The sequence below is a fragment of the Aeromonas rivipollensis genome (assembly GCF_010974825.1).
In the GTDB taxonomy this organism is placed as follows: domain Bacteria; phylum Pseudomonadota; class Gammaproteobacteria; order Enterobacterales; family Aeromonadaceae; genus Aeromonas; species Aeromonas rivipollensis.
Map to the genome: position 1 here is coordinate 238,375 of NZ_JAAILA010000007.1, position 19,192 is coordinate 257,566.

The 19,192-nt window shown below is 65.8% G+C and carries 21 protein-coding genes; 11 read left to right on the forward strand and 10 right to left on the reverse strand.

Going from position 1 to position 19,192, the window contains the following annotated elements; genetic code table 11:
• The first annotated feature begins 41 nt into the window (after positions 1-41).
• The 4 genes from menB (at position 42) to G4923_RS04855 (ending at position 4,399) form a co-directional block, all read left to right on the forward strand.
• Positions 42-902, forward strand: coding sequence for a 1,4-dihydroxy-2-naphthoyl-CoA synthase (menB, locus tag G4923_RS04840; RefSeq protein ID WP_106885113.1), 861 nt, complete (start codon positions 42-44; stop codon positions 900-902).
• Positions 902-1,831 carry an o-succinylbenzoate synthase gene (gene menC, locus G4923_RS04845; RefSeq protein WP_163135769.1) on the forward strand — a complete coding sequence of 310 codons (930 nt, stop codon included), beginning with the start codon at positions 902-904 and terminating at the stop codon, positions 1,829-1,831. Before menB ends, menC begins: the two co-directional genes overlap by 1 nt.
• Before the next feature lie 10 nt (positions 1,832-1,841).
• Positions 1,842-3,251 carry an AMP-binding protein gene (locus tag G4923_RS04850; protein WP_163135771.1) on the forward strand — a complete coding sequence of 470 codons (1,410 nt, stop codon included), beginning with the start codon at positions 1,842-1,844 and terminating at the stop codon, positions 3,249-3,251.
• A gap of 257 nt (positions 3,252-3,508) precedes the next feature.
• Positions 3,509-4,399 carry a SanA/YdcF family protein gene (locus tag G4923_RS04855; protein WP_163135773.1) on the forward strand — a complete coding sequence of 297 codons (891 nt, stop codon included), beginning with the start codon at positions 3,509-3,511 and terminating at the stop codon, positions 4,397-4,399.
• Positions 4,400-4,460: 61 nt separating this feature from the next.
• Here the strand turns inward: G4923_RS04855 and G4923_RS04860 are convergent, their stop codons facing one another.
• Both G4923_RS04860 and G4923_RS04865 read right to left on the reverse strand, forming a co-directional pair.
• Positions 4,461-5,075 carry a superoxide dismutase gene (locus G4923_RS04860; protein ID WP_163135775.1) on the reverse strand — a complete coding sequence of 205 codons (615 nt, stop codon included), beginning with the start codon at positions 5,073-5,075 and terminating at the stop codon, positions 4,461-4,463.
• Positions 5,076-5,098: 23 nt separating this feature from the next.
• Positions 5,099-5,524 (reverse strand): hypothetical protein, encoded by a 426-nt coding sequence (locus G4923_RS04865; RefSeq protein WP_163135894.1) that lies wholly within the window; start codon positions 5,522-5,524, stop codon positions 5,099-5,101.
• A 280-nt stretch (positions 5,525-5,804) separates the two neighbouring features.
• Between G4923_RS04865 and G4923_RS04870 the strand changes: the two genes are divergently transcribed.
• On the forward strand, positions 5,805-6,716 hold the full coding sequence (locus tag G4923_RS04870) for a lipase family alpha/beta hydrolase (RefSeq protein WP_163135777.1): 912 nt from the start codon (positions 5,805-5,807) through the stop codon (positions 6,714-6,716).
• Positions 6,713-7,462, forward strand: coding sequence for a lipase secretion chaperone (locus G4923_RS04875; RefSeq protein ID WP_163135779.1), 750 nt, complete (start codon positions 6,713-6,715; stop codon positions 7,460-7,462). The genes G4923_RS04870 and G4923_RS04875 overlap by 4 nt, the downstream gene beginning before the upstream one ends.
• 45 nt (positions 7,463-7,507) lie before the next feature.
• On the opposite strand, the gene G4923_RS04880 is transcribed toward G4923_RS04875, so the two are convergent.
• Genes G4923_RS04880 through sgrR form a run of 3 tightly spaced genes read right to left on the reverse strand, consistent with a single transcriptional unit; the run spans position 7,508 to position 10,436 of the window.
• Positions 7,508-8,221: a hypothetical protein gene (locus G4923_RS04880; protein ID WP_163135781.1), complete on the reverse strand. Its 714-nt coding sequence runs from the start codon at positions 8,219-8,221 to the stop codon at positions 7,508-7,510.
• Positions 8,222-8,250: 29 nt separating this feature from the next.
• Positions 8,251-8,646 (reverse strand): acyl-CoA thioesterase, encoded by a 396-nt coding sequence (locus G4923_RS04885; protein ID WP_106885121.1) that lies wholly within the window; start codon positions 8,644-8,646, stop codon positions 8,251-8,253.
• A gap of 50 nt (positions 8,647-8,696) precedes the next feature.
• On the reverse strand, positions 8,697-10,436 hold the full coding sequence (gene sgrR / locus G4923_RS04890) for an HTH-type transcriptional regulator SgrR (RefSeq protein ID WP_163135783.1): 1,740 nt from the start codon (positions 10,434-10,436) through the stop codon (positions 8,697-8,699).
• Positions 10,437-10,536: 100 nt separating this feature from the next.
• Here sgrR and G4923_RS04895 point away from each other — a divergent pair, with 100 nt between their 5' ends.
• The 3 genes from G4923_RS04895 (at position 10,537) to G4923_RS04905 (ending at position 12,862) form a co-directional block, all read left to right on the forward strand.
• Positions 10,537-10,713: a hypothetical protein gene (locus G4923_RS04895; protein ID WP_163135785.1), complete on the forward strand. Its 177-nt coding sequence runs from the start codon at positions 10,537-10,539 to the stop codon at positions 10,711-10,713.
• Positions 10,714-10,865: 152 nt separating this feature from the next.
• Positions 10,866-12,134 (forward strand): O-acetylhomoserine aminocarboxypropyltransferase/cysteine synthase family protein, encoded by a 1,269-nt coding sequence (locus tag G4923_RS04900; protein ID WP_163135787.1) that lies wholly within the window; start codon positions 10,866-10,868, stop codon positions 12,132-12,134.
• 101 nt (positions 12,135-12,235) lie between these two features.
• Positions 12,236-12,862, forward strand: coding sequence for a glutathione S-transferase family protein (locus G4923_RS04905; RefSeq protein WP_163135789.1), 627 nt, complete (start codon positions 12,236-12,238; stop codon positions 12,860-12,862).
• Positions 12,863-13,056: 194 nt separating this feature from the next.
• Here G4923_RS04905 and G4923_RS04910 read toward each other — a convergent pair whose 3' ends face one another.
• Positions 13,057-14,232, reverse strand: a complete 1,176-nt coding sequence (locus G4923_RS04910; protein ID WP_111910702.1) for an iron-containing alcohol dehydrogenase — start codon at positions 14,230-14,232, stop codon at positions 13,057-13,059.
• Positions 14,233-14,687: 455 nt separating this feature from the next.
• Here G4923_RS04910 and G4923_RS04915 point away from each other — a divergent pair, with 455 nt between their 5' ends.
• Positions 14,688-15,242 carry a hypothetical protein gene (locus G4923_RS04915; protein WP_234568490.1) on the forward strand — a complete coding sequence of 185 codons (555 nt, stop codon included), beginning with the start codon at positions 14,688-14,690 and terminating at the stop codon, positions 15,240-15,242.
• A 114-nt stretch (positions 15,243-15,356) separates the two neighbouring features.
• Here G4923_RS04915 and G4923_RS04920 read toward each other — a convergent pair whose 3' ends face one another.
• The 4 genes from G4923_RS04920 to G4923_RS04935 all read right to left on the reverse strand — a co-directional run bounded on the left by G4923_RS04920 (position 15,357) and on the right by G4923_RS04935 (position 17,553).
• Positions 15,357-15,794, reverse strand: coding sequence for a hypothetical protein (locus G4923_RS04920; protein WP_106885127.1), 438 nt, complete (start codon positions 15,792-15,794; stop codon positions 15,357-15,359).
• Positions 15,795-16,017: 223 nt separating this feature from the next.
• On the reverse strand, positions 16,018-16,764 hold the full coding sequence (locus G4923_RS04925; protein ID WP_163135793.1) for an SDR family oxidoreductase: 747 nt from the start codon (positions 16,762-16,764) through the stop codon (positions 16,018-16,020).
• 42 nt (positions 16,765-16,806) lie between these two features.
• Entirely contained in the window at positions 16,807-17,052 is a 246-nt protein-coding gene (locus tag G4923_RS04930; RefSeq protein WP_163135795.1) for a DUF3624 family protein, read from the reverse strand.
• A 27-nt stretch (positions 17,053-17,079) separates the two neighbouring features.
• The gene (locus G4923_RS04935; protein WP_163135797.1) at positions 17,080-17,553 is read right to left on the reverse strand and encodes a GNAT family N-acetyltransferase; all 474 of its coding nucleotides are present in this window, start codon (positions 17,551-17,553) and stop codon (positions 17,080-17,082) included.
• A 186-nt stretch (positions 17,554-17,739) separates the two neighbouring features.
• Here G4923_RS04935 and G4923_RS04940 point away from each other — a divergent pair, with 186 nt between their 5' ends.
• Positions 17,740-19,182 carry a RimK family protein gene (locus tag G4923_RS04940; RefSeq protein WP_163135799.1) on the forward strand — a complete coding sequence of 481 codons (1,443 nt, stop codon included), beginning with the start codon at positions 17,740-17,742 and terminating at the stop codon, positions 19,180-19,182.
• Positions 19,183-19,192 lie beyond the last annotated feature (10 nt).

Sequence of the window (19,192 nt, forward strand, 5' to 3'; positions counted from 1 at the left end):
GGTTGCCCGGCTGACCTCTACCACACCAGAAGGAAAAAACCATGATTGAGGCAATGACGGAAGCGGAACTGTACGCTCCCATTGAGTGGCAGGATTGCTCCGCCGGTTACGAGGACATCCTCTATCACAAGTCCCAGGATGGCATTGCCAAGATCACCATCAACCGCCCCCAGGTGCGCAACGCCTTCCGCCCCCGCACTGTGAAAGAGATGCTGCAGGCCCTGGCCGATGCCCGCTACGACGACAAGGTAGGCACCATCATACTGACCGGCTTTGGCGAGAAGGCCTTCTGCGCCGGCGGTGACCAGAAGATCCGTGGCGACTACGGTGGATACCGCGACGACGAGGGGACTCATCACCTCAACGTACTCGACTTCCAGCGCGACATCCGCACCTGCCCCAAACCCGTGGTCGCCATGGTGGCCGGTTACGCTGTCGGTGGCGGCCACGTGCTGCACATGATGTGCGATCTCACCATAGCCGCCGACAACGCCCAGTTCGGCCAGACAGGCCCGAAAGTCGGCTCCTTCGACGGCGGCTGGGGCGCCTCCTACATGGCCCGCATCGTCGGCCAGAAGAAGGCCCGCGAGATCTGGTTCCTCTGCCGCATGTACGATGCGAGCCAAGCCCTCGACATGGGGCTGGTCAACACTGTGGTGCCCCTGGCCGAGCTGGAGCGGGAAACCGTGCGCTGGTGCCGGGAGATGCTGCAAAACAGCCCCATGGCGCTGCGCTGCCTGAAGGCCGCACTGAACGCCGACTGCGACGGCCAGGCCGGTTTGCAGGAGCTGGCGGGCAATGCCACCATGCTCTTCTACATGACCGAAGAGGGTCAGGAAGGGCGCAACGCCTTCAACGAGAAGCGCCGCCCCGACTTCTCCAAATACAAGCGGAACCCCTGATGACACTCGCCCTCTATCGCTACCAACTGCCCTTTACCCAACCCCTGACCTTTCACGGCAAGGTGGAGGTGGCGCGAGAGGGCCTCTTGGTGCGCATCAACGACGGCTGGGGGGAGATAGCCCCCCTGCCCGGTTTCTCCAGGGAGAGCCTGGCCGAGGCGCAAGCCGAGAGCCTGGCCTGCCTGGCGCAGCTGGCCCGGGGGCAGACCATAGCCCCCCGGCTACCCTCGGTGCAGTTCGGGCTCGACTGTGCCCGCCGTCACTGGCCACAGCAGAACACCAGCCTGCCCGAACCCTATCCCCTCATTCAGGGCTCCCCCCAGGAGCTGCTCAAGAACTGGAAGCAGTGGCTGCACGAGACCCCCCTCAAGGCCAAGCTGAAGGTAGCCCGCTACCCCATGCGGGACGAGCTGGCGCTGATCCGGCTGTTGCTCGATCGGCGCCCCAATCTCAAGCTGGTGCTGGACGCCAACCAGGGCTGGACCCGCGAGGAGGCCTGGGCCTTCTGCGGTCACCTGGATCCGAACCGGATCGAATACCTGGAAGATCTCTGTGCCGACTTTGCCGACATCGCCTTCGTCGCCAACCGTACCGGCATGCCGGTGGCCCTCGACGAGTTGCTGGCCCAGGGCAAGCCATGGGAACCCATACCCCAGTTGAAGGCCCTGGTGCTCAAGCCAACCCTGCTCGGTTCCCTGGCCAACAGCGAGGCCCTGGTGGCCCGCGCCCGCGAGCTTAAGCTGAAAGTCATCGTCTCCTCCTGTTTCGAGTCCGGCGTCGGTCTCGGTCAGCTCGCCCGCCTCGCGGGGGAGTGGGCACCGGATCAGGCCCCTGGCCTGGATACCAGGCGCTGGCTGGCCAGGGATCTGCTGGACAAGCAGGGTCAACCCGACCCAAGCCTGATGACTCCCCTGTTTCACCGTGACTGAAGGGGCTCCCATGCCACCCGTCCGTGCAGCTGGCACCTCACTGGAGGCCTGCCCAGTGCGCCACTGGGCACGGACGGCACCCGAACGCATCGCCATCCACGGCAACGGCTCCCTCAGCTACCGGCAGCTGGATGCACGGCTCAACGGCCTGTGCAAGCAGCTCGAGCAGGCGGGTTTAAAGGCCGGAGACCGGCTGGTCGCCGTGGTGCGTGGCGCCCTGGAGGACGTGCTGCTGGCCTGGGCCTGCGTGCGCAGCGGCCTCGTCTTCTGCCCGCTCAATCCCGCCTTCCCCCTCCCCAGGCAGGCCGAGCTGGCCGCACAGCTGGATGCCTGCGCCTTCTGGTCAGCGGGGGAGATTCCGGTGGGGAGCGGGTTGCCATTGCAGCTCGACTTCACACGCGAACTGCCGGCAAGCGAGGAAGCCTGGCCGCTTGAACCGGCCCAGCTCAACAACATGATCCTCACCTCGGGATCCAGCGGCACACCCAAGGCGGTGGTGCACCGCCTCGCCAACCACCTCGCCTCGGCCCGGGGCTCGGTCAGCCTGATCCCGCTCGATGCCGACTGCGGCTGGCTGCTCTCACTGCCGCTGTTTCACGTGGGCGGCTACGCCATCCTGTTCCGGGTCTTCCTGGCGGGGGCCAGCCTGGTGCTGGACGATCGCACCCAGCCCCTCAAGGGGCGGCTGGAGGATCAGCCCATCACCCACCTCTCGCTGGTACCGACCCAGCTCTGGCGCCTGCTGGCGCAAGGCTTCGACCCCGGTCGCACCCGCTTGCGCGAGCTGCTGCTCGGGGGGGCCGCCATCCCTGAGCCCCTGGTCAATCGCCTCAAGGCCCTGGGGTTCACCCCCAAGTCGAGCTATGGCCTCTCCGAGATGGGCAGCCAGGTCTGCACCGGCCTGCCTGCCGGTGCCGGGGTGGTGGGCAGGCCTCTGCCCGGGCGGGAGGTCTGCATACGCCAGGGGGAGATCTGCGTGCGCGGCGACACCCTGTTTGCCGGCTATTTCCAGGCCGGGGAGCTGGTGTTGCCGCTGGATGAGGAGGGCTGGTTCCACACCCGGGACAAGGGGCATTTCACCCCGGCCGGCGAGCTGATGGTGGAGGGGCGGCTCGACAACCTCTTCATCTCGGGAGGGGAGAACATCCAGCCCGAGACCATAGAGCAGCGGCTGGTGGATCACCCCGCCGTGGCCCAGGCCCTGGTGGTGCCCATCCCCAGCGCACAGTGGGGGCAGCGCCCCGCCGCCTTTATCGACTGGCACGGCGAACCTGTGCCCCACGCCGAGCTGGCCGCCTGGATCAGGCAGTCCTTGCCTGGCTTCATGGTGCCGGACCGCTGGCTGCCCTGGCCGGATCTCGGCGGCAGCCTGAAACCCTCCCGCAGCAAGCTGGCCGCCAGCCTGCAACAGAGTGTCTAGCGACAGCGAGGCCTACCAGGCATGGCTGAGCCGGGATCTGCTGCCCTGGTGGGAGGCCAACAAGGAGTCTGACGAGTGCAAGGCGAACGACTCAGCCCACTGAGGGTGAGGCGTGAATGAGACAGGGCGGCCATGGCCGCCCTTTTTATGACGCCCTTTGATGGGCTCAAGATCGCGCTGCACTCTGCGACAGCCTGTGCCCGAGTGACGCCATGCCGGAGCATCAAACCTGACGCGCCAGGGCAAGTTGTAATAGAATGGCCCCCTGTCATCTCTTACTTCAGACCCGAACCGCACCGCGCATGAAGAAGTTTGCCAAGATCCTGCTCGCCTGCCTCTGCCTGTTGCTGGCCTCAGTCGCCGCGCTGCTGGGCTACAGCGAGTGGACCGTCTCCGACGCCCGTCACTACACCTACGACGACGTCGATGCGGTGCCCTACAACAGGGTCGCCCTGGTGCTCGGCACCTCCAAGTACCTGATCGGGGGCAGCCCGAACCACTACTTCAAGTACAGGATCAAGGCCGCCGCCGAGCTCTACAACAACGGCAAGGTGGACTACATCCTGGTCTCCGGCGACAACGCCACCGTCCAGTACAACGAGCCGCGCCAGATGCGGCGGGCCCTGATCCAGGCGGGCATCCCGGCCAAGGCCATCTACAGCGACTACGCGGGCTTTCGCACCCTGGATTCCATAGTGCGCGCCAAGGAGGTGTTCGGGCAGGCCCGCTTCACCGTGGTCTCCCAGGCCTTCCACAACGAGCGCGCCATCTTTATCGCCCGCCACTTCGGCATCGAGGCCGTCGGCTTCAACGCCCTGGATCCCAGCGCCTATCAGGGCATCAAGACCCGGGTGCGCGAGGTGTTCGCCCGCCTGATGGGGCTGCTCGATCTCTACGTGCTGGACAAGGGGCCCAAGTTCCTCGGCGAGCCCATCGTCATCGGCGGCCCCATCCCCTGCCAGGCCCTGAGCACCATAGGGGCCAGCCAGCCCTGCCTGCCCATGGCACCAGCCACCAAGCCAACACCTGCCCCTGCCGTCAGTGCGGCCAAGGCGACCAGTGCCGCCGTCTCGACCGCCCCAGCACAGGCACCGAGTGATGCCGCCAGTACATCGCCATCGACCAGCGCGGCCGCGCCCGCGCCCTGAACATAAAAAGAGACCCGCCTGATGGCGGGTCTCTTTTTATGGGGGAAGAAAAGGAGAGGGCTCAGGCCAGCGCCTGCCGGTAGCGGCGCGCCACCTCGTCCCAGTCGATCACCTGGTAAAACGCGGCTATGTAGTCGGGACGCTTGTTCTGGTACTTGAGGTAGTAGGCGTGCTCCCACACGTCCAGCCCCAGGACAGGCACCAGCCCCTCCATCAGGGGACTGTCCTGGTTGGCGCTGCTCACCACCTGCAGGCGGCCCGCCTTATCCACCACCAGCCAGGCCCAGCCGCTGCCGAAGCGGCTCAGCGCCGCCTGGGTGAAGGCCTGCTTGAAGGCATCCAGGCCCCCCAGATCCCGGGCAATAGCCTCGGCCAGCTCACCGCCCGGCTCACCGCCCCCTTGCGGGCTCATCACCTGCCAGAACAGGCTGTGGTTGGCATGACCGCCACCATGATTGCGCACCGCACCCTGCACCTTGGCCGGCAGGCTGTCGAAGCTCAGCAGCAGCTCGTCCACCGGCAGGGCCGCCAACTCGGGGATCTCGGCCAGGGCGGCGTTGAGGTTGGTGATGTAGGTCTGATGGTGACGACTGTGATGGATCTCCATGGTCAGCGCGTCTATGTGGGGCTCCAGCGCGTCATAGGCATAGGCGAGGGCAGGCAAGGTATGGCTCATGGTCGTTCTCTCTCTTGTTGGGCTCAATGCAATTGATGGGCGGGCTCGGTCTGGCACTGACATTGACCGAGGCAGCGCAAGATGCCGTCGTGATGACCGTGTTTGCGCACGAAGGCGAGCAGCTCGGTGCGAGTGCCACGGCTATGGCGCAGGGCCGCCGCCCGCAGGGGATCCGGGCTTGCGGGAGACTGGCTGGTGGCGAGCAGGCAGTCGTGGACATGGCACAACATGTCGGCGGCCCTGTCCGGCAACGTCATGGCCACCAGCAGATCCGCCAGGTTGTGGTGGGCCACCACCAGGGCTGCCACGGCTTCGTCCGCATCCGGCCAGCAGGGGAACTGCTGACGGGCCAGCCACAGGGCTTGCTGGTAATAGTCGAGCGCCCTGGCGTGCTCACCCGCGTCGAAGTGGCGATTGCCACTCAGGGTCTGCGCCTTCCAGTGCGCCATGCTGCTGTCCCCGTCGGTGGCACCGACCCATCCCTTCACCCAGGTTACCGTCATGACTCAGACACTCAAATGATAATAATTATTATTTAACTTATTTGATGGGTGGACACAAGGAATAGTTGGCGCGGCCCCTTTTTGCCCATATGGGTAGGGTTTTTCTGCAATCCCCGGTTTAGTGATCTCATCCACAGATACATTTGAGTTCAGCTACCATGCTGCCGGTACTGGCATGAGGCCGGTGGCTGCCGGAGCGCAGCCGGTTTTCACAAGGATGGTGATGATGAAAAGATGGCTATTGGTGCTCTTGTGCGCCCTGCCCATGCTGGGTCAGGGGGCCGGCTATACCCAGACCCGCTACCCCATAGTGCTGGTGCACGGACTGTTCGGCTTCGACAAGCTGCTCGGGGTCGACTATTTCTACGGCATTCCCCAGGCCCTGACCCGGGACGGCGCCCGCGTCTATGTGGCGCAGGTCTCCGCCACCCAGAGTTCGGAGCTGCGCGGCGAGCAGCTGCTCAGGCAGGTGCAGCAGGTGCTCGCCATCACGGAGGCCGACAAGGTGAACCTCATAGGCCACTCCCACGGCGGCCCCACCATTCGCTATGTGGCCTCGGTCGCCCCCGAGCTGGTCGCCTCCGCCACCAGCGTGGGGGGCGTCAACCAGGGCTCCGAGATCGCCGATCTGGTGCGCGCCAGGGTGGCGCCTGGCTCGGTGGCCGAGCAGCTGGCGCTGGCCGCCGCCTCGGCGCTCTCCGGGGTCATCTCGCTGCTCTCCGGCGGCAGTGACCTGCCCCAGGATCCCCTCGCCTCCCTCGATGCCTTGACCAGCGCCGGTGCCCAGCGCTTCAACCAGCGCTATCCAGAAGGGCTGCCCAGCCAGCACTGCGGCGAGGGGCCGCTGCTGGCCGACAACGGCGTCTACTACTTCTCCTGGAGCGGGCGCGGCAACATGACCAACATACTGGATCCCGTGGATCCGGCGCTGGCCCTGACCGGCAGCTTCTTTCATGAGCCCAATGACGGCCTGGTCGGGGTCTGCAGCAGCCACCTCGGCAAGGTGATAGGCACGGCTTACCGGATGAACCACCTGGACGAGGTGAACCAGTCGTTTGGCATCCACCACCTGTTCGACACGGATCCCGTCACCCTCTATCGTCAGCACGCCAACCGCTTGCAGAGGCTGGGGCTATGAGACGGATCCTGCTGGTCGCCCTCTCCCTGGGCGCGGCCCTGCTGGGGGCACTCCTGCTCTGGCCCGAGCCTGCCCCTGATCTGGCGGCGGCCCCCGAGCGGGGAGCCCTGCGCCACCAGCTGGCCCAGCGGCTGGAGCTGGGTGAGACGGACGAAGAGGACGCCATGCTGGCCCGCTACCGGCAATTTCTGCGGGCGGAAGGGAGCCTGACGGTGCCGACGGATCCGGGCCTCGCCAGCCTGCAACTGCTGTTTGACGAGCGTGAGCGGCTGCGCCGGCAACACTTCAGCCCCGCCGAGCAGGGGTCGCTCTTTGCCGAAGAGAGGCTGATGGAGCAGTGGACCCTGAGGCGCAAGGCGCTGGCAGAGGCCGACGCCGCCGACAGGGTGATGCTGGGGGAGGAGCTGGCGCTCTGGCTGGCGGAGCAACCCCAGTGGTTCAGGGAGGCGGAAGCCAACGGCCGTCTGCTCGGCGATCTGCAGCGGCTGGAGCGGATCTCCCCCGCCGAGCGGGACGCCGTGCTGCTGGAGCAGCTGGGACCTGAGGCGGTGGATCGGCTACGCCAGCTGGCGCAGAGCCAGCAAGGGTTCGATCGGCAGTTGGCGGGCTATCTGGCAGAACTCGAGCCACTGCTCCCCCTGGAGCGGGCCGAGCAGCAGCAGGCGATCCTGGCGCGCTGGTTCGAGCCCGGGCAGTGGCGGCGGGTGGAGGCGCTGACCCGGCTGAGGCTCGGGGAGCGGCCATAAATAGCGAGGGGGCCCTGTTGGCCCCCTCGTCGATCCTCGATGCCGTTATTGCGGCTTGTTGGCTCCTGGCAATGGCTGCCAGGTGAGGCGGGTCACCTGGGTGCCCTGTACCTCGCAGGTGAGGCAGAGATCCTGCCACCCCTTCTCCTGGCGCAGGGAGACCTCCCCCTTCATGCCCTCTGCGCTGGTCTTGAGCTTCGCCTGCTCGAAGGTCACCTTGTCGCCCTTGGCGAGCGCCATCAGCTTGCCGTTGCAGAGCCACCGGGTCAGCTCGGCCCCCTTCAGCTTGACGCCGCCTTCACCGGCCTGCTGCTCCGCCTGGCTCGGCACGAACAGCGCGCTCAGCTCGGCTGCCCGCCGGGTGAGCCAGGCCTCCCGCTGCTGCATGCTCATCTTGCTGACGAACTCCGCCGGCTGCCCCTTCTCGTCGAGCCAACGGGTCAGCTTGCCCTTGTCATCGAAGGCGAACTGGGCGGCGGGCTCCTTCACCCCGAACAGCTTGCCCCCCTTGAAGTAGTAGCGGCTCTCCCCCTCCTGCTTGCCCTGCTCGTTCAGTATGGGCACGGCTATGATGACGGGAACCCCGTCGATCCAGGCCTTGATGTCCACACCGTCATGGCTGAACAGCCGGGTGTCGAGGCCATAGTCGGCCCCCTTCTCCATCAGGGTGAACTGCTCGGCCAGGGTGGTGGCCAGAGAAGGCAGGGAGCAGAGTCCCAGTCCCAAGCCGAGGCTCAGGGCGATCGCTGTCTTGCGCATAAGTGTCCTGTGATGGCCCAAAGGCCAGGTTAACTCTCTACCAGCCAGGCCCTCAGCCCCTCCCGGTGCGCGTCACTCAGGGGGATGGACTGACGGGTCTGGTAGTCAAAATGGATCAGGGTCGTCTCGGCGGTCACCGCCAGCTCGCCCCCCTGCCAGGCCTCCTGCCAGAGGGTGAAGGAGCTGGTGCCGATGCGCCGCACCCCCGTCTTGATCAATACCTGCTGGCCATAGAACAGCTCCCGTTTGAACTGCACCCCATAGCCCGCAATGATCAGATGCCAGTTGTGCACATCCAGCTCGGGAGAGAAGAGGCGGAACAGGGGATCACGGGCCGATTCAAACCAGACCGCCGGCACCGTATTGTTGATATGGCCGAGGGCGTCCGTCTCTTGAAAACGGGGTTGGATCTGCATTTCCAGCATAGGTTTAGACTCCTTGTCGTGGGACCGCGCACAGGCTAGCGCGCCAACCCTTATGACTCAAGCGTCCCGGCATCCGGGTGGGAGCCGCCTCCGCTTTCCGGCGCCGCCATCCCCTGTTCGGGTTTGAGCCAGGCGCTGCGAAAATCGAACCAGCCGAGGGCCGTCATCCGCACCCCATGCACGCCGACCCGGCTCTCCAGCTCCAGCCAGTGGTGAAACAGGGGCACGAACCAGCCCTGGCGCTGCACCTCGGCCAGCAAGGCGCGCGGGCCAGGCTCGGCGCCGCTGGCGCGCCACTGCGTCAATCCCTGCCACAGGGCCTGCTGCCCCCCCCATACCCGGCGCAGCAAGGGGGTGCCCTGCAACCAGGCGTAGGGGGCGAAGGCGTGTTCATGCTCCAGGTTCAAGGTGCCGAGCCAGAGATCCACATCTTCATCCTCCCCACTCACCCAGCGGCCGTAATCCAGGGTGCGCACCTCGAGCCGGATCCCCTGCTCTGCCAGCAGGCTGGCCATGGCATTGGCGCACTCGTTGAACTCCAGATGCTGGTTGAAACAAGCCAGCACCAGCCGGGTCGGCAGCAGCGCCGGTTTAGGCTCCTCGGCGGGCAGAGCCTCGCGCCAGTGGGGCAGCAGGCCGAGGGCGCTGGTCCAGCCCCGCTGCAGCTCGGGGGCGACCCGCCCCATCAGGGCTATGGGGTTGAGCAGCCGGGTCAGCCACTGGCGCAAGGCGGGATCCTGCAGCAGGGGGGATCTGTCGTCCTGCAGCAGGAAGTAGCAGCCGGATTCGAGCTCCGACTCGCCGCGCATGGTGCCGAGCTCGGGGCTGTCGCGCCCCAGCTGCAGGTGGCTCTCCAGCCGCTCCGCCAGCTCCGGCAGCATCCAGATGTCGATCTCGTCGAGCAGGGCCCGCAGGCCGAAGTAGTCGTCGAAGGCCTCGAGGCACAGCTGCAGGGGATCGTTGGCGGTGACTCGGTAGGGGCCTGTGCCCACGGGTTGCAGGGCAAAGCCCGCCTCCCCCTTGAGCTCGCGGGGCAAGATGGCCGCCACCGGCTCCGCCAGCAGGTGCAGCAGCAGGGGATCCGGGCTGTCGAGGTGCAGATCCAGGGTGCGCGACCAGCGGCTCTCCAGCCGTGCCAGGTGAGCAAACAGCGGGCGATCCCGCAAGGCCAGCAGGCTCTCCATCACATCCTCCACCGCCAGCTCGCGGCCGTGGTGAAAGCGCACCGCCGGGCGCAGATAGAAGCGCCAGTGACAGGGGCCCAGACACTCCCAGTGGTGGGCCAGGTCCCCCTCGATTTCCCCATTTTCCTCATTTCGCCGGGTGAGGCCGTTGAAGATCTGGCGGCTCAGGTGAATTTCGGAGCGGCGCAGGGGATCCGTGGGCAGCAGGCGGGGCAGCGGCCGGTAATAGGGCACCCGCAGGATCTGGCGCCCCTCCCGGGTGGCCTGACCGAGCTGCTCGATGAGCAGCGGGGTGAGCAAGTCCAGCCGCCCCTCCGCCAGCCGCACCGCCTGGGCGAGCTGGCCCTGGCTCAGCAGATCCCGCAGCCGGCGGCGAGTCAGGCTCTCCTGGTTGTCGAGCAGAGTCAGCCGGGAGCGGCGCCCCCGCCCCGCCTCGGCGGACCAGCTGAGCCAGCCCTGATCCTGCATGCGGCGCAGCAGCAGGCGGGCGTTGCGCGGGGTGCAGCAGAGCAAGTCCGCCACCTCGGCGAGGCTGGCCTCCCGCTCATCGCAGCCAAGCTGCTGGGCGAGCCGTTGAAATTGCTGGTAGAGGCGGCTGCTGGGCATAAAAGAGGAAATCCTTTTCAGTCAAGTCGTCAGTTTTTACTTCCTCATTTTAGCTCAATACTGTTGGCGAACGTGAGCACCACAGCACAGGAGCACCATCATGAGCCAGACCACCCCCCATGCACCGAACCGGATCCAGCAAGGAATGCGCCGCTACTTCCGCCGGATCCTGCCCCGCCCGCTGACCCTGATCGAGGATCCCATGCATCAGCTCAACCGCCTGATGCAGTGGGACATGCACCAGATAGACGACAGGGAGTATCGCCGTCGCCTCTGATTGGGCCAGGGCTCCGGGCAGGGAAAGGGCGCCACAGGATCACTGCAAGCCTCTATGCTTTGCCGGATTGGGTGGTTTACATCGGCGCAGGGCCTGCTAGATTGGACGTCTATCCATCCATAATGGCGACGACGTCCAACAAGGAGTGTGTGATGAAAGATGCGACCCTGGCCCTGCACCACGGCTTTTCCCACGATCCCGCCACCAAGGCGGTGGCCGTGCCCATCTACCAGACGGTGGCCTACGAGTTCGACAGCGCCCAGCACGGGGCGGATCTGTTCAACCTGGCGGTGCCTGGCAACATCTACACCCGCATCATGAACCCCACCAACGACGTGCTGGAACAGCGGATGGCCGCCCTGGAGGGGGGCATAGCCGGTCTGGTGGTCTCGGCGGGGTCTGCCGCTATCACCTACGCCATCCAGGCGCTTACCGCCGCCGGCGACAACATCGTCTCCACCCCCCAGCTCTACGGCGGCACCTACACCCTGTTCGCCCACATGCTGCCGAGTTTCGGGGTCGAGGTGCGTTTTGCCAAGGATGACAGCGCCGAGGCCATCGCCGCCCTCATCGACGACAAGACCAAGGCGGTCTATTGCGAGAGCATCGGCAACCCGGCGGGCAACATCGTCGATCTGGCGGCTTTTGCCAGGGTGGCCCACGCCCGCGGCGTACCGCTCATCGTCGACAACACTGTCGCCACCCCTGTGCTCTGCAAACCCATAGAACACGGCGCCGACATAGTGGTGCACAGCCTGACCAAGTACGTGGGCGGCCACGGCAACTCCCTTGGCGGGGCCATCATCGACTCGGGCAAGTTCCCCTGGGCGGATCACGCCGAACGCTTCCCCCAGCTCACCCGGCCCGAGCCCTCCTACCACGGGGTGGTCTACACCGAAGCCTTCGGCCCGGCGGCCTTCATCGGCCGGGTACGCACCGTACCCCTGCGCAACACAGGCGCGGCGCTGGCCCCCATGAACGCCTTCCTGCTGTTGCAGGGGCTGGAGACCCTGAGCCTGCGCATGGAGCGCCACGTGGACAACGCCCTGCGGGTCGCCCACCACCTCAAGCATCACCCCAAGGTGGCCTGGGTGAGCTACGCCGGTCTGCCGGGTCACCCCCACTATCCACTGGCGGAGAAGTACATGGGCGGCCGCCCCTCGGCCATCCTCTCCTTCGGTCTGAAGGAAGGGTACGAGGCCGGGGTGCGCTTCTACGATGCGCTCAAGATCTTCAAGCGGCTGGTCAACATAGGGGATGCCAAGTCCCTGGCCTGCCACCCCGCCTCCACCACCCATCGCCAGCTGAGCGACGCCGAGCAGGCCAAGGCCGGGGTCAAGCCGGAGATGATCCGGTTGTCGGTGGGGATCGAGGCGATCGAAGACATACTGGCGGATCTGGATCAGGCGCTGGAGGCCTGAGTCAGCACAGAGCGGGCATCTGCCCGCTCTTTTTTGCCTGCCGGTGAACCACTTGCCTCGCCCACTCGTACACCTCATCCTGCCACCGAATCGAGGTCCCTATGATTGTCCTGCACCACCTGAACAAGTCCCGCTCACAACGCATTATCTGGCTGCTCGAAGAGCTGGACCTGCCCTACCGGATCAAGGCCTACCAGCGCGACGCCACCAGCTTCCTGGCGCCCCCCGAGCTCAAGGCCATCCATCCCCTCGGCAAGTCACCGGTCATCGAGTTCGACGGCCGCGTATTGGCGGAATCCGGCGCCATCACCGAGTACCTGATAGCCCGTCACGCCCCGGAGCGGCTGGCGCCAGCCACCGACAGCCCCGACTACCCCGAGTACCTGCAATGGATCCACTTCGCCGAGAGCTCCGGCATCTTGCCGCTGCTGCTGGACATGTTCGTGCGCAAGGATGGCAGCCCGATGCGCTTCCTGCCGGGCTACGCCCAGGCGGAGTGCGCCAAGGTGCTGGGCTATCTCAACGAAGTGCTGGCCAGCCGCCACTATCTGGTGGGGGATCGCCTCTCCGGCGCCGACATCATGAACTCCTTCCTGGTGGATCTGCTGGCACAAAGCGGCCAGCTGGCCCAGTTCCCGCACCTTAAGAGCTACTGGGAACGCCTCAATACCCATCCGGCCCGCCAGAAAGCGGTGACACTGGAGCGCGAGCTGGATCAGGGCGCCTGAGCCTCTCCCCCGGCCCCCCCCCACCATAGAATGCAGAACGCCCCGACCAGCGGGGCGTTCTCTTTTCAACTCGGGATCCGAGGGATCAGCGGGCGTGGGAGAGGATCCGCGCCACCTTGTCAGGATCTATGTCCTGCTGCTCACCGAGGGCGGTCAGGCCGAAGCGCTTGAGGTTGGAGCACAGAACGCAGGGATCACAGCGCGTGGGAGAGGATCCGCGCCACCTTGTCCGGATCTATGTCCTGCTGCTCCCCCAGCGCGGTCAGGCCGAAGCGCTTGAGGTTGGAGCAGATGGCGGGGATGCAGCTCTCGTTCAGGCCGTAGTCGGCGAGGCGGGTGCCCACCCCCATCTGCTGGAAGAACTGCTCGGTGCGGATGATGGCCTCCTCGATGCGCAGCGCCTTGTCCTCCCGGCGGGAGTGCCAGACCCGCTCGGCGAACTGGGCCAGTTTCTCCTGCTTCTGGGCCGCCTGTTCCCGCAGCAGGGAGGGCAGCACCACCGCCAGGCTCTGGGCATGATCCAGCCCGTGCAGGGCGGTGAGCTGGTGGCCTATGGCATGGGTGGACCAGTCCTGGGGCACGCCGCGCCCGATGAGGCCGTTGAGGGCCAGGCTGGCGGCCCACATCAGGTTGGCCCTCACCTGGTAGTTGGTGGGCTCCGTCAGCGCCCGCGGGCCGTTGTCCACCAGCACCTGCAGCAGGCCCTCCGCCAGCCGGTCCTGCACATCCCCTCCCACCGGGAAGGTGAGGTACTGCTCCAGGATATGGACGAAGGCATCCACCACGCCGTTGCCCACCTGGCGCACCGGCAGGCTGTAGGTGGTGGTGGGATCCAGCACCGCAAAGCGGGGCAGCACCAGCGGATTGTAGAAGGAGAGCTTGGCCTCCCCCCGGCTCACCACGGCGGCGGGATTGCTCTCGGAGCCGGTGGCAGGCAGGGTCAGCACACAGCCGAGCGGCAACGCTGCTTTGATGGGCGCCTTGTCCAGCAAGATGTCCCAGGGATCCTCCCCCTCGAAGCAGGCCGCGGCGGCCACGAACTTGGTGCCATCCACCACGGATCCGCCACCGACCGCCAACAGGAAGTCGATGCGCTCGCGCTTGACCAGATCCACCGCCTCCATCAGCTGATCGTACTGGGGGTTGGCACCTATGCCGGGAAACTCCAGCCACTCCCTGCCCGCCAGCGCCTGGGTCAACTGCTCATAGACGCCGTTTTGCTTGATGCTGCCGCCGCCGTAGAGCACCAGCAGGCGGCTGCCCGCCGGTATCAGCTCCGGCAGCGTGGCTATCTGGCCCTCCCCGAAACAGACGCGGGTGGGATTGGCATATTGGAAGTTGTACACGGCAGAGCCCTCGGTTGAATGCATGCTGGGGGATTGTGCGCCAGCCATACCATCAGGTCAAAAAACGGGGGTTGAGGGATCACTCCCCTGCTCCCCATGGCGCCGCGCCATGCCGTCATCCCATTGGGTCAAAAACGGGAGCGAGCCATCAAAATGGCGATCTCCCCTTTGGCATCATGGTACTCAGGCATGACTTTTCCATGGTGTCACTGGAGCAGTCCCCTGCTCCCCCATGGCGCCGCGCCATGCCGTCATCCCATTGGGTCAAAAACGGGAGCGGGCCATCAAAATGGTGATGCGCCCTCTTTGACATGATGGTACTCAGGTGTGACTTTGCTATGGTGTCACTGGAGCAGGGGGAACACTCCCCGCTCCGTCATGGCGCCGCGCCATGTCGTCATCCTGACGCCTCTCACGGGGTTCTGTTTTCCAGTCATAGGGTCTCAATCATGAAACTGAAGCACGCATGGATCGCAGGAGTGCTCACTCTCTGTGTCAATCCCCTGATACAGGCCGCCGAAGTGACCGCCAATGTGGCCGTCACCCCGGGCCAGGCCAGCCTGGCAGAAGAGGTGAAGGCCGAGGCGACCGTCACTGCCATCGATCTCGCGACCCGCAAGATCAGCCTGAAGAATGCCGAAGGCAAGACCTTCGATCTGGTCGCCGGGGAAGAGGTGACCAACCTCCAGAACCTCAAGGTGGGGGACGTGGTGGCGCTGCGCTACCTGCAACTGCTGGATCTCGAGCTGCTCAAGGGCACAGCCGGTGTGAGAAAGCGGGTGGTGGAGGTCGAAGGGAGCAAGGCGGCCGCCGGCGAGCAGCCGGGCGCCGGGGCTGGCATGCAGGTCACCATCTATGCCGACGTCATCGACGTCGACAAGGCGCAGCAGACCATCAGGGTCAAGGGTGTGGACGATACCCTCACCCTCAAGGTGAAGGATCCGGCCCAGTTCGCCCTGATCGCCAAGGGGGATCAGATCAAGGCCGTCCAGACCACGGCCATCGCCATAGGGATAGTGCCCAAACAGCCCTGAGACACGCCGTCTGCGGCAGGGAGGGCGCTGGCGCTCCCTGCTTCATCCTTCCCCGGCATCCGGGGCAAAATCTTGCCCAGTTGACACCAAAGATTGCCGTTCGAGTCGTTGGTGTCAGGCCTGGGCGCTCTGACCGCTCGACGACTTGCCGGTGAGCCTGTCCATGGCCGCCTTGAGCATGGCATCACGCTGCTCGGTCAGGGCCCGGGTCTGGGTCTCACGCTCTTCGGCCGAGAGCGCCTTGTTGTCGGCCACCCCCTTGATCTGGCTCTCGAGATCGTCAAATTTTTTGCGATCGAAGCCGAGTGCCTTGTCCACCAGCTGCTGTACCACCGTATTGTTGGCGCTCCCGGCCAGGGAGGCGCTCTTGCCGCTTCTGGCCAGATGCTCGTAAGTCAGTACCTGCTGCGCCTTGCCGGTCAGCACCTGGCTGGAGAGGCTGACCTGCTGATCCCAGCTCCCCTGCTGGCTGTCATCGCCACTGAGGGTGGCCAGGGCACGGCTGTGGGACGCACTCTGGGCGAGTTGCTGACCATAAGGTTTGATGTCCATGAAGGCTCCAAGCTGCTGCCGGCCAGGCCGGCGTCCGGGGAGAGACTCCCCGCCAATAACCATGACTCAGCAAGTTGCAGGCCAACTTGACCACTGGGTGGCAGCGACCTGGGATAGCGGATGAATGACGCCAGACGGCGCGGTGGGCAGGCGGAGAAAAACGACAGGGCAGCAGCGAGAAGAGGCACCTAGAGGTGCCTCTTCTCATCCCGGCGAGACGGGTTCAGCGACGGCTGATCTGCAGCGGGCCGAAGGTCTGGGCCACCGGCATGATCTCTATGCTGTTGATGTTGACGTGGGCGGGCTGCTGGCTGACCCAGAGCACCGTATTGGCGATGTCCTCCGGCTGGATGGCCTGCACCCCCTGGTAGACGGTCGCCGCCTTGGCGTCGTCACCGTGGAAGCGCACGTTGGAGAACTCGGTGCCGCCGCACAGGCCAGGCTCCAGGTTGGTGACGCGGATGGCGGTGCCCGCCAGATCGGCCCGCAGGTTCAGGCTGAACTGCTTCACGAACGCCTTGGTGGCGCCGTAGACGTTGCCGCCCGGGTAGGGGTAGGTGCCGGCGATGGAGCCGATGTTGACCACGTGGCCGCGATTGCGCGCCACCATGCCCGGCAGCAGCAATCGGGTGAGCAGGGTCAGGCCGCTGATGTTGGTGGCTATCATCTGCTCCCAGTCTTCCAGATCCGCCTTGTGGGCAGGCTCAAGCCCGAGCGCCAGCCCGGCGTTGTTCACCAGCAGATCAACCTCCTGCCAGGCGGCCGGCAGCCCCTCGATGGCGGCGCGGGTGGCGGCCTTGTCCTGCACATCGAACGCCAGCGGCAGGAACTGCTCCCCCAGCTCGTCGGCCAGGGCGGCCAGCCGATCGGCGCGGCGACCGGTGCCTATCACCCTGTAACCAGCCTGCACCAGCTGACGGCTGATGGCCTCACCAAACCCGGACGAGGCGCCCGTTACCATTGCGATCATCTGAACCTCCATTGTTATTTATCTGGTTGAAACAAAAAGAATTCACTCATTATCCAGCTCGCGCCCCGTCACCTTGCGCCAGAGGAAGACCGACAGGTGCAGCAGCAGCAGGCCGCTGCCCCCCAGGGCAAACAGCAGGCCGGTGAGGGCATTGACCGAGGTGTCGGCGCCACACCACCACCAGACCAGCCAGCCCACGGCCCCGATGACGAAGGTCTGGATGGCGCAAACCGGGCAACGCCCGAGTTTGGCCCTGATGGCGGTAGCCAGACAGTCGTCACAGCTCATGCCGGCCTCTCGATGGCTGGACGCGATTCACGAAGGGTCCCGCCCTATGGGGCGCAGCGCCAGCACCAGCCGGTGCGCATGCTGACCCGGCCCGTAGTAGTCCGGCAGCCTGAGCCTTGGGCGAAACCCCAGCCTGTGGTAGAGGGTCTGGGCCTCGGGGTTGGCGTCGGCCACCTCGAGCCGGATGGCGCCCCAGCCCGCCTCCCGGCCCTCCCGGATCACCTGCTCCAGCAGGCGCCGGGCCCAGCCCTGGCGGCGCACCGTCCAGCGAATGGCGAGGGTCTGGATGATGAGCCTGTCCCAGCCCCTGTGCTCCAGCACGCTGAGGTAGCCCATCAACTGCGCCTTCTCATCCAGCAGCAGCAGGGTGCGCCCCTTGGCATGGCTGAGCAGGTAGTGCCAGCGGCTGCGGCCGAAGGCGACTTCGGGGGGGAAACAGTAGCGTTCCAGCTTCACGATGGCGCCCAAATCATCGGTTCGGGCCGCGCGCACGGTCAACACGGGGAGTCCTTGTTCGGTTATTTATCCTCAGCACCAGAAATGCGACTTGTATCACAAGTTACCAAGGCAGAATATTAGGCACTGTAACCTCTTGTTTCCCCTCGCGCCATTGTCGTGCTTGTCGGTGCATCGAAGCCCACTGGGGATCCTGCCTTTTCGGGCAGTCCTTTCTGTGGAGCCGAAAATATGAGTACCTATGTCATCGTCGAGGAGCTGGGCGACTGGCCCTGCCATGCCGATTATCTGCTGACCGCCCGCACCTATCTGCAACACGGCGTGCCGACCACGGGCGGCCGCCCCCGCATCATCAACCTCTGCCGCAGTCTGGAACACCTGAGCGCGGGCTACTACTGCTCACTGCTGGCCCAGGCCCGCAGTCACCACTGCCTGCCGGGACTGCAGGCCATCAGCCGGCTGCAACCCCAGCAGCCACCGGCCAAGCTGTGGCGCAAGCTGCAGGGCTGGCTGACCCGCCAGAGCGAGGACAGGATCCGGGTACGCGCCATCTTCGGCCAGTGCGAGCAGAGCGAGCTAGGGGGGCTGGCCCGCTACTACTACGGCCTGAGCCAGCTGCCGTTGCAGGAGCTGACCCTCAAGCGTGGCCGTCACGGCTGGTCGGTGCGCCAGCAGCAGAGCCTCTCCCCGCTGGCGTTGAGCCAGAGCGAGCGGGAGCTGATGCTGCAACACTCCCAGGCCCTGGTGGGCACCGGGGGCGAGGAGCAGGCGGCGCCGCTCTATCAGCTCGCCATCCTGATGGATCAGAACGATGGCCGCGCCAGCAGCGACGCCCTGGCGATAGATCGCTTCATCCAGGCCGCCGCCGCCCAGGGGATCCAGGCCGAGATACTGGCGCCCTCCGCCATAGAGCGGCTGCCGGAGTTCGACACCCTCTGGCTGCGGGCCGAGACCGCGGTCGGCCACTACACCTTCGAGTTTGCCCGCCGCGCCGAGCAGCTCAAGATGCCGGTGATCGACAGCTCCCGCGCCATCCTCGCCTGCAGCAACAAGCTCTACCTCTACGAGCTGATGGTGCGCAGCGGCGTGCCCATGCCGCCCACCATGGTGGTGACTCGCCGTGGCCGCCACCAGGTGGACGAGCTGGTACAGCGGCTCGGCCTGCCGCTGATGGTGAAGGTGCCCGACGGTGCCCAGGGTCGGGATCTCGCCATGGCGAGCGACGAGCCCCAGCTCGCCCGCCTGCTGGACGAGGGGCTGGGCCGCTCAGCCCTGCTGCTGGTGCAGAGCCGGATCCCCGCCGAATTCGACTGGCGCATCGGCTTTCTCGACGGTTCGCCGCTGTTCGCCTGCCGCCGCTACCGGCCGGAGCCCGGCAACCGCATCCGCCGCCGCAAGCACCCCCTCGACATGAGCCGCATCGAGGCGCTGCCGCTCACCGAGGTGCCGGAGCGGGTGTTGCAGACCGCCCGCCGCGCCGTGCACCAGCTCGGCAACGGCCTGTTCGGGGTGGATCTTCGCCAGCAGGGACAGGGCTGCGTGCTGCTGGAAATCATCGACAATCCCTGGATACGTGGCGATATTGAAGACAGAGAGGCCAAAGATCTCTACGAGCGCCTGGCCAGGGCCTTCCGGCAACGGCTGGAGAACCGGGGGCAGAGCGCGGCAGGATAACAAGCAGGAT

Bases quoted from the DNA above. Each gene is read 5' to 3' on its own strand.
- G4923_RS04855 (WP_163135773.1), top strand. From the start codon at position 3,509: ATGGCCCCCTGTCATCTCTTACTTCAGACCCGAACCGCACCGCGCATG.
- menC (WP_163135769.1), top strand. From the start codon at position 902: ATGACACTCGCCCTCTATCGCTACCAACTGCCCTTTACCCAACCCCTG.
- menB (WP_106885113.1), top strand. From the start codon at position 42: ATGATTGAGGCAATGACGGAAGCGGAACTGTACGCTCCCATTGAGTGG.
- G4923_RS04905 (WP_163135789.1), top strand. From the start codon at position 12,236: ATGATTGTCCTGCACCACCTGAACAAGTCCCGCTCACAACGCATTATC.
- G4923_RS04865 (WP_163135894.1), bottom strand. From the start codon at position 5,524: ATGGCGCACTGGAAGGCGCAGACCCTGAGTGGCAATCGCCACTTCGAC.
- G4923_RS04925 (WP_163135793.1), bottom strand. From the start codon at position 16,764: ATGATCGCAATGGTAACGGGCGCCTCGTCCGGGTTTGGTGAGGCCATC.
- G4923_RS04885 (WP_106885121.1), bottom strand. From the start codon at position 8,646: ATGCTGGAAATGCAGATCCAACCCCGTTTTCAAGAGACGGACGCCCTC.
- G4923_RS04940 (WP_163135799.1), top strand. From the start codon at position 17,740: ATGAGTACCTATGTCATCGTCGAGGAGCTGGGCGACTGGCCCTGCCAT.
- sgrR (WP_163135783.1), bottom strand. From the start codon at position 10,436: ATGCCCAGCAGCCGCCTCTACCAGCAATTTCAACGGCTCGCCCAGCAG.
- G4923_RS04930 (WP_163135795.1), bottom strand. From the start codon at position 17,052: ATGAGCTGTGACGACTGTCTGGCTACCGCCATCAGGGCCAAACTCGGG.
- G4923_RS04875 (WP_163135779.1), top strand. From the start codon at position 6,713: ATGAGACGGATCCTGCTGGTCGCCCTCTCCCTGGGCGCGGCCCTGCTG.
- G4923_RS04860 (WP_163135775.1), bottom strand. From the start codon at position 5,075: ATGAGCCATACCTTGCCTGCCCTCGCCTATGCCTATGACGCGCTGGAG.
- G4923_RS04870 (WP_163135777.1), top strand. From the start codon at position 5,805: ATGAAAAGATGGCTATTGGTGCTCTTGTGCGCCCTGCCCATGCTGGGT.
- G4923_RS04880 (WP_163135781.1), bottom strand. From the start codon at position 8,221: ATGCGCAAGACAGCGATCGCCCTGAGCCTCGGCTTGGGACTGGGACTC.
- G4923_RS04920 (WP_106885127.1), bottom strand. From the start codon at position 15,794: ATGGACATCAAACCTTATGGTCAGCAACTCGCCCAGAGTGCGTCCCAC.
- G4923_RS04910 (WP_111910702.1), bottom strand. From the start codon at position 14,232: ATGCATTCAACCGAGGGCTCTGCCGTGTACAACTTCCAATATGCCAAT.
- G4923_RS04895 (WP_163135785.1), top strand. From the start codon at position 10,537: ATGAGCCAGACCACCCCCCATGCACCGAACCGGATCCAGCAAGGAATG.
- G4923_RS04900 (WP_163135787.1), top strand. From the start codon at position 10,866: ATGAAAGATGCGACCCTGGCCCTGCACCACGGCTTTTCCCACGATCCC.
- G4923_RS04850 (WP_163135771.1), top strand. From the start codon at position 1,842: ATGCCACCCGTCCGTGCAGCTGGCACCTCACTGGAGGCCTGCCCAGTG.